The sequence below is a fragment of the Clostridium sp. FS41 genome, from assembly GCF_000954015.1.
Lineage (GTDB): Bacteria > Bacillota > Clostridia > Lachnospirales > Lachnospiraceae > Enterocloster > Enterocloster citroniae.
In genome coordinates this window covers 22,594-28,885 of record NZ_JYHN01000012.1, presented here as the reverse complement: position 1 = coordinate 28,885, position 6,292 = coordinate 22,594, and the positions used below count along the sequence as shown (strand labels likewise).

Here is a 6,292-nt window from a genome sequence, read left to right as displayed (position 1 = left end):
TTAGTCCCATGGGCGGTCTTCCCTGGCCTTGACCCGGTCCCATAGGCGGTCTTCCTGGTCCTGGTCCCATGGGCGGTCTCTCCGGTCCTGGTCCCATGGGCGGTCTTCCCTGGCCTTGACCCGGTCCCATAGGCGGTCTTCCCTGGCCTTGACCTGGTCCCATAGGCGGTCTTCCCTGGCCTTGACCTGGTCCCATAGGCGGTCTCTCCGGCCCTGGTCCCATGGGCGGTCTTCCCTGGCCCTGACCCGGTCCCATGGGCGGTCTTCCCTGGCCCTGGCCTGGTCCCATAGGCGGTCTCTCCGGCCCTGGTCCCATGGGCGGCCTTTCCTGACCCTGGCCCGGTCCCATGGGCGGTCTTTCCTGACCCTGGCCTGGTCCCATGGGCGGTCTTCCGCCTTGCGTCCTAGCCATTTCCTTTCCTCTCATCTCCTGGATTTCCATTTTTTCTTCCAGGGAATGTACATTAAACCCATTATCAAATTCATTACTATTTTTTAAAAGGCTAGAACGACTTCCATTCCCACCCGTGTTAACCGCACGTATGGAAGTTGACTCCGCTATATGTTCTGAATTATGATCCTGTGCCTTTACCATGTTGTTATCTGGTCCCTGATCTGAATAATCCGGGATTATGTCCAGACGCTGCATATCCTTTTTCAGTTCCGCCATCTCCAAAGCGCTTTTATCTGCTTCCGTTATGTTCCACATGCTTTGCACGCGCTCCGGCCCTTCGGATGAAATGACTGTATTATAGATGGAATCACATAGCCGGTTTATCATCAGATGATCCGGATACTCATCATACATGGGACTGTTTTTATAATCCAGTCTGTCACATGCTTCTGATACATATCCCTGAAGTATTTTAATTCCTGACGGATACATACTTTTCAGATACTCTATATCCTGCATTTACTCTTCCTTTACCAAGTTTCTCTTACCAATATCATATGCACGTTCTTCTCACTCTGCCCCTTTCTTTTGTTTTTTCTTCAAAAATAATATAAAACCGGAGTTTCCATATCTACGGCGGAAACTCCGGTTTCTGTAAATTTATGTAAATTCTTGTAGAATCCTTGATCAATTCTTTTTCACATATCCCAATGCCTGTTCCAGAGCTTCCTGTTCTTCATTTCCAAGAACAATGTCTGTCTGGCCCATATCTACTTCCTTAATATAGAGATAACAGCCTTCCCTGCTATGGACACAATTCATAACAAACCCACTGTTGGTATAGTCCAGCACAGATAATGCAAAACTGAGATTTCCTCCCATGCCTTTAAACGCATTATATTTTACAATACCATACTTTTGGAAAGAAGCCCTGAAGTTGCGGTTCAGAGTCCGGATGGAATCCTTATTTGACCTGTCTTCTGCCCTCAAATCACGAAGTTCATCCAACTCGTCCATAATCATGTCTTCCAGAGTTTCCGCATCCTTGCCCCGCATGAAATAATCGTATTTGCGGTCCAGTTTTCTCAGCTTTGCCATTGTCACAATGACCAGTATCAGCAGCAAGACCACTATTATCATAAGTCCCAAAATAATATATGCGGGATCAAATGGACATTGATTTAAAATGCTGTTCTCCATTGTATATCTTCTCTCCTTTGTGTCTAACGAATAGATTCAATCATTTCCACAATCCGCTCTAATTCTGCTTCCGAATAATATTCAATCTCTATCCGGCCCTTATTCTTGTCCTTATTATGGATACTTACCTTTGTACCCATAATGGTTTTCATTCTATCTTCCAGATTCTGGTATATGATAGCAAGGGTTTCATCCTTGGACTTTTCCTTCTTTTCCTCATGACCATCAGCCGCATCCTTAGCTAAACGTTTTACCAGACGCTCTGTCTCCCTGACACTCAAAGCTCCATCTAAAATAATCTTTGCTGCTTTTAACTGAAGCACTTTGTCATCTAATGACAGTAATGCCCGGGCATGTCCACTGGATATAAGGTTCTGTATGAGCATTTCCTGTATTTGTTCATCCAGTTTCAAAAGTCTCATGGAGTTTGTTATGGTGGCCCTATTTTTTGCAACCCTGACTGCAATCTCTTCCTGAGTTAAATGGAATTCTTTTACCAGCTGCTGGTAAGCCAAGGCTTCCTCAATTGGATTTAAGTCAGCCCTCTGCACATTCTCTATCAGTGCGATCTCCATACTTTCCTGTTTGCTATACTCTCTTAGTACAACTGGAATTTCCTTTAAGCCCGCGATTTTCGCGGCCCGCCATCTGCGTTCTCCGGCTATGATCTCATAAAAGGTCCCTTTTTTCTGTACTAAAAGCGGCTGAAGAACACCGTACCGTTTAATGGATTCAGCCAGTTCACAAAGCTGTTCCTCGTTGAAATCCTTTCTCGGCTGTTCTTTGTTTGGTTCAATCAAAGCCAGCTTGATCATCAACTCGCTGCCCTTTTCTTCCCCTTTATCAGTTGCCGCCGCCTTGGCTTTCGCAATATCTTCTTCGCTTTCTTTTATAACATCCTCACCAAAAATGGCACCCAATCCTTTTCCTAAACCCTTCTTTGCCATTACAACTCTTCTCCTCTGCTCATTACTTCTGCCGCAAGCATTCTATAGCTTTCAGCCCCCGTTGATCTGGAATCATAGAAATTAATTGACATACCATGGCTGGGAGCTTCGGCCAAACGGACATTTCTTGGAATAATGGTTTTATAAATTGTTCGGTTTAAACTGCTTTTAACACTTTCCACAACCTCCAAGGAAAGGTTAGTCCTTGCATCATACATGGTGAATACCACACCCTCCAGTTCCAAACCCGGGTTCAGCTTCCGCTTCACAAGATCTACTGTTTTTAGTACCTGATTCAGTCCCTCCAGAGCATAATACTCACATTGTATGGGAACCAGCACCGTATCCGCTGCTGTCAGTGCATTGATTGTCAATATATTTAAAGATGGGGGACAGTCAATCAGAATAAAATCATATGTATCACGTACCTGATTCAGACAATTACTGAGAAGTTTTTCTTTATCTTCCACTTCCTGAAACTCGATTTCCGCACCTGCCAGGTTCATGTCCGAAGGCAGAATATCAAGATTCGGCTGTATCTCATTTATAATACACTCCTCAACAGGCTCCTCTTCGATCAGCATGTCATATACTGTTTTATCAAAATCCTCCCGTTCCAATCCCAGACCACTACTGGCATTTCCCTGGGGATCAAAATCCACCAGCATTACCTTTTGACCGGCCTCAGCCAGACAGGCGGCAAGATTAATGGCCGTGGTCGTTTTCCCAACCCCGCCCTTCTGATTGGTTATAGTTATTATTCGTCCCATTTGTATTGATTCCTTTCTCGAAAAAATAAGCCTTCTTCGATTACTTTTACGATTATATCACAACTCTAATTCTTTTCCTATGCATAATTCTTAGAAACTCATAATTTTACCGTTTTATACAAAAAATGTTTCACGTGAAACATTTTTATGTCATAAAACTCTTAAGAATAATTTAATCCTCTACCCGTTGTAATAGCCCCCAGCTTGTATTATAATAGATAAAACAACCAAAACCAGGAGAGTATAATTGAATGAAAACAAGAAATAAATTATTAACATTACTCATACTGTCAGCTGGAGCAGCCACTACCACTGCTCTTATTAATAAAGCAATCAAACTATCAGCTACATCCCGTAATGTATTAGGTGAGCCGGAAGCTCTCTGTTACAAGTGGCGGCTGGGTAATATTTATTACACCAGGACCGGCAGTGGAAAACCACTTCTCCTGGTCCATGACCTTACACCTGCTTCCAGCGGATACGAGTGGAAGAATCTGGTTGGTAAGCTTGCAGAAAATCATACCGTCTATACCATTGATCTGTTAGGTTTTGGACGTTCAGAAAAGCCTAATTTGACTTATACCAATTATCTGTATGTACAGCTGCTCTGCGACTTCATCAAGTCTGAGATCGGTCACCGGACTGATATGCTTTCTTCCGGTTCCTCGTCCACTCTGGGAATTATGGCATGTTCCAATTCCCCGGAACTGTTTGACCAGCTTATGTTTATCAACCCTGAAAGCATTTTATCTTCCAGCCAGTTGCCCGGAAAGAACGTAAAACTATACAAATTTATGTTGGATCTTCCAATTGTAGGAACTTTAATCTATCACATATCATGCAGTAAACAGGCACTTACCAAAGAATTTATGACAAACTATTACTATAATCCTTATTCTGTAAGGGCGGGCATGATAGATGCATATCATGAAGCAGCACATTTGGGAGAATCACCAAAATCTGTATATGCCAGTCTCGAGTGCAATTATGTGAAATGTAATATTGTAAATGCTTTAAAAAAGATAGATAACAGCATTTATTTGATAGGTGGCGCTGCTCTTGATGAAATGGAAGAACTGATGTCGGAATATAAGGACTATAATCCGGCCGTGGAGACAGCTTCTATTCCCAACACAAAGCTCACTCCTCATTTAGAAAAGCCCTCTGAGGTTTACCAGTTAATTCAAACCTTCCTATCATAGCTTTAAATATGTTTCACGTGAAACATCCGGTTCGGATACCATTGATCCGAACCGTTTTATTTATTATCTCAAGGAAAGGAAATAATTCATATGATACGAATAGGATGCCATTTATCCTCATCAAAAGGGTACCAAGCAATGGCAAAAGATGCAGTCAAAATTGATGCCAATACTTTCCAGTTCTTTACTCGGAATCCAAGAGGTGGAAATGCTAAAGCAATTGACGAAAAAGATGTAAAAGCTTTTTTACTTAAAACAGAGGAGGAAGACATCTCTCCTATCCTGGCGCACGCCCCTTACACTTTAAATGCTTGTTCCGCAGATCCAAAGTTACGGGATTTCGCCAAACGTACCATGGCAGACGATCTTGTAAGAATGGAGTATACACCGGGGAATATGTATAACTTTCATCCGGGATGCCATGTCAAACAGGGGGTGGATGTTGGTGTTTCATATATAGCTGAAATGCTCAATGAAATTCTCACTTCCGATCAGACCACTACTGTCCTGCTGGAAACCATGGCAGGCAAAGGCAGTGAGATCGGTGCGACATTTCAAGAGTTAAAACAAATTCTTGATTTAGTAGATTTATCAGACCATATGGGAGTATGTCTGGATACCTGTCATGTGTGGGACGGAGGATATGATATCGCCAATCATTTAGAAGAAGTACTGGACGAGTTTGATCAGGTGATTGGGCTAAATCGTCTAAAAGCAATTCACTTAAATGACAGCCAAAACCCATTGGGCGCACATAAGGACAGACACGCCAGACTTGGCGAAGGTCACATAGGAATTGATACTTTTTATAAAATTGTGACTCATCCCATTTTAAGCAAGCTTCCATTCTATTTAGAAACTCCGAATGATTTAGATGGCTATAGGAGAGAAATTCACATGATGCGGGAAGCTGCTGATTTATAATTAAATATTAGAAATAGGTTTTTACTACAAATAAGAAAAGAGGAAATGTTTCACGTGAAACATTTCCTCTTTTCTTATATCAATTATTTTAACGGTTCTCTGGTAGGCATTCCCGCCTTACGTGGATACTTTTTTGAGATTGCCTTAATTTTCTCAATTACCACAAGGGATCTGGCAGCATCTGTGCCTGGAAGCAAAAACTTTTTAACCATCTTTTGCTCTCCTCCCAGCAGTCCAATCGCTCTTTGCGCCTGAACCAACTCCTCGTCAATCTCCCCGGACTTATAAGGTACAAAATATCCGCCAACCTTAACAAATGGCATACAATACTCAGAAAGAGATGCCAAATTGGCAACTGCCCTGGACACACATAGATCATAGGTCTCCCGGTGTTCCGCCAACCGTCCCGCATCCTCGGCTCTGCCATGAACAAATGTGACATTCTCCAAATTAAGAGCATCACATACTTCTTCAAGAAATTTTATTCGTTTATTCAAGGAATCCAGAAGAGTTACACGAATTCCTGGAAAAACAATTTTTAATGGAATACCCGGGAAACCGGCCCCTGTACCAACATCAATGATCCGGCTGTTCTCAAACCAGCCCACCCCCTGTTTTCCTGTTTTTTCCATTTTCTGAATTACAGCAAAAAGTGACAAGCTGTCACTAAAATGTTTTGTCACAACCTCATGTTCCTCAGTAATGGCAGTGAGGTTCATTACCTTGTTCTTCTCCACCAGCATTTCATAATAGGTGAAAAACTGATCCATCTGATGTTCACTTAGTCTGATGCCCAGCTGATCCAATTCCCTTTTCATCTGATCTAAAAATGTTTCTGTCATATAGCTCCTCACT

The 6,292-nt window shown here is 42.5% G+C and carries 7 protein-coding genes; 2 read left to right on the top strand and 5 right to left on the bottom strand.

Translation table 11 applies throughout. The features are described from left to right. From CLFS41_RS01805 to CLFS41_RS01790, 4 genes are all read right to left on the bottom strand, one after another. Window positions 1-913 (bottom strand): hypothetical protein (locus tag CLFS41_RS01805; RefSeq protein ID WP_045091284.1); only part of this gene is annotated, 913 nt, incomplete at its 3' end. A 168-nt stretch (window positions 914-1,081) separates the two neighbouring features. Then, entirely contained in the window at window positions 1,082-1,594 is a 513-nt protein-coding gene (locus tag CLFS41_RS01800) for a DUF4446 family protein (RefSeq protein ID WP_007862596.1), read from the bottom strand. 23 nt (window positions 1,595-1,617) lie between these two features. Then, the gene (locus CLFS41_RS01795) at window positions 1,618-2,541 is read right to left on the bottom strand and encodes a ParB/RepB/Spo0J family partition protein (protein WP_045091283.1); all 924 of its coding nucleotides are present in this window, start codon (window positions 2,539-2,541) and stop codon (window positions 1,618-1,620) included. Continuing rightward, window positions 2,541-3,311, bottom strand: a complete 771-nt coding sequence (locus CLFS41_RS01790) for an AAA family ATPase (RefSeq protein WP_007862599.1) — start codon at window positions 3,309-3,311, stop codon at window positions 2,541-2,543. Before CLFS41_RS01790 ends, CLFS41_RS01795 begins: the two co-directional genes overlap by 1 nt. Before the next feature lie 251 nt (window positions 3,312-3,562). Between CLFS41_RS01790 and CLFS41_RS01785 the strand changes: the two genes are divergently transcribed. Then, window positions 3,563-4,513 (top strand): alpha/beta fold hydrolase, encoded by a 951-nt coding sequence (locus tag CLFS41_RS01785; protein ID WP_045091282.1) that lies wholly within the window; start codon window positions 3,563-3,565, stop codon window positions 4,511-4,513. Between the two features lie 90 nt (window positions 4,514-4,603). Further along, a complete protein-coding gene (locus tag CLFS41_RS01780) occupies window positions 4,604-5,437 on the top strand; it encodes a deoxyribonuclease IV (protein ID WP_007862603.1) in 834 nt (277 codons plus the stop codon). An 83-nt stretch (window positions 5,438-5,520) separates the two neighbouring features. Here the strand turns inward: CLFS41_RS01780 and rsmG are convergent, their stop codons facing one another. Continuing rightward, window positions 5,521-6,279, bottom strand: coding sequence for a 16S rRNA (guanine(527)-N(7))-methyltransferase RsmG (gene rsmG, locus CLFS41_RS01775; RefSeq protein ID WP_045091281.1), 759 nt, complete (start codon window positions 6,277-6,279; stop codon window positions 5,521-5,523). Between the last annotated feature and the right edge of the window lie 13 nt (window positions 6,280-6,292).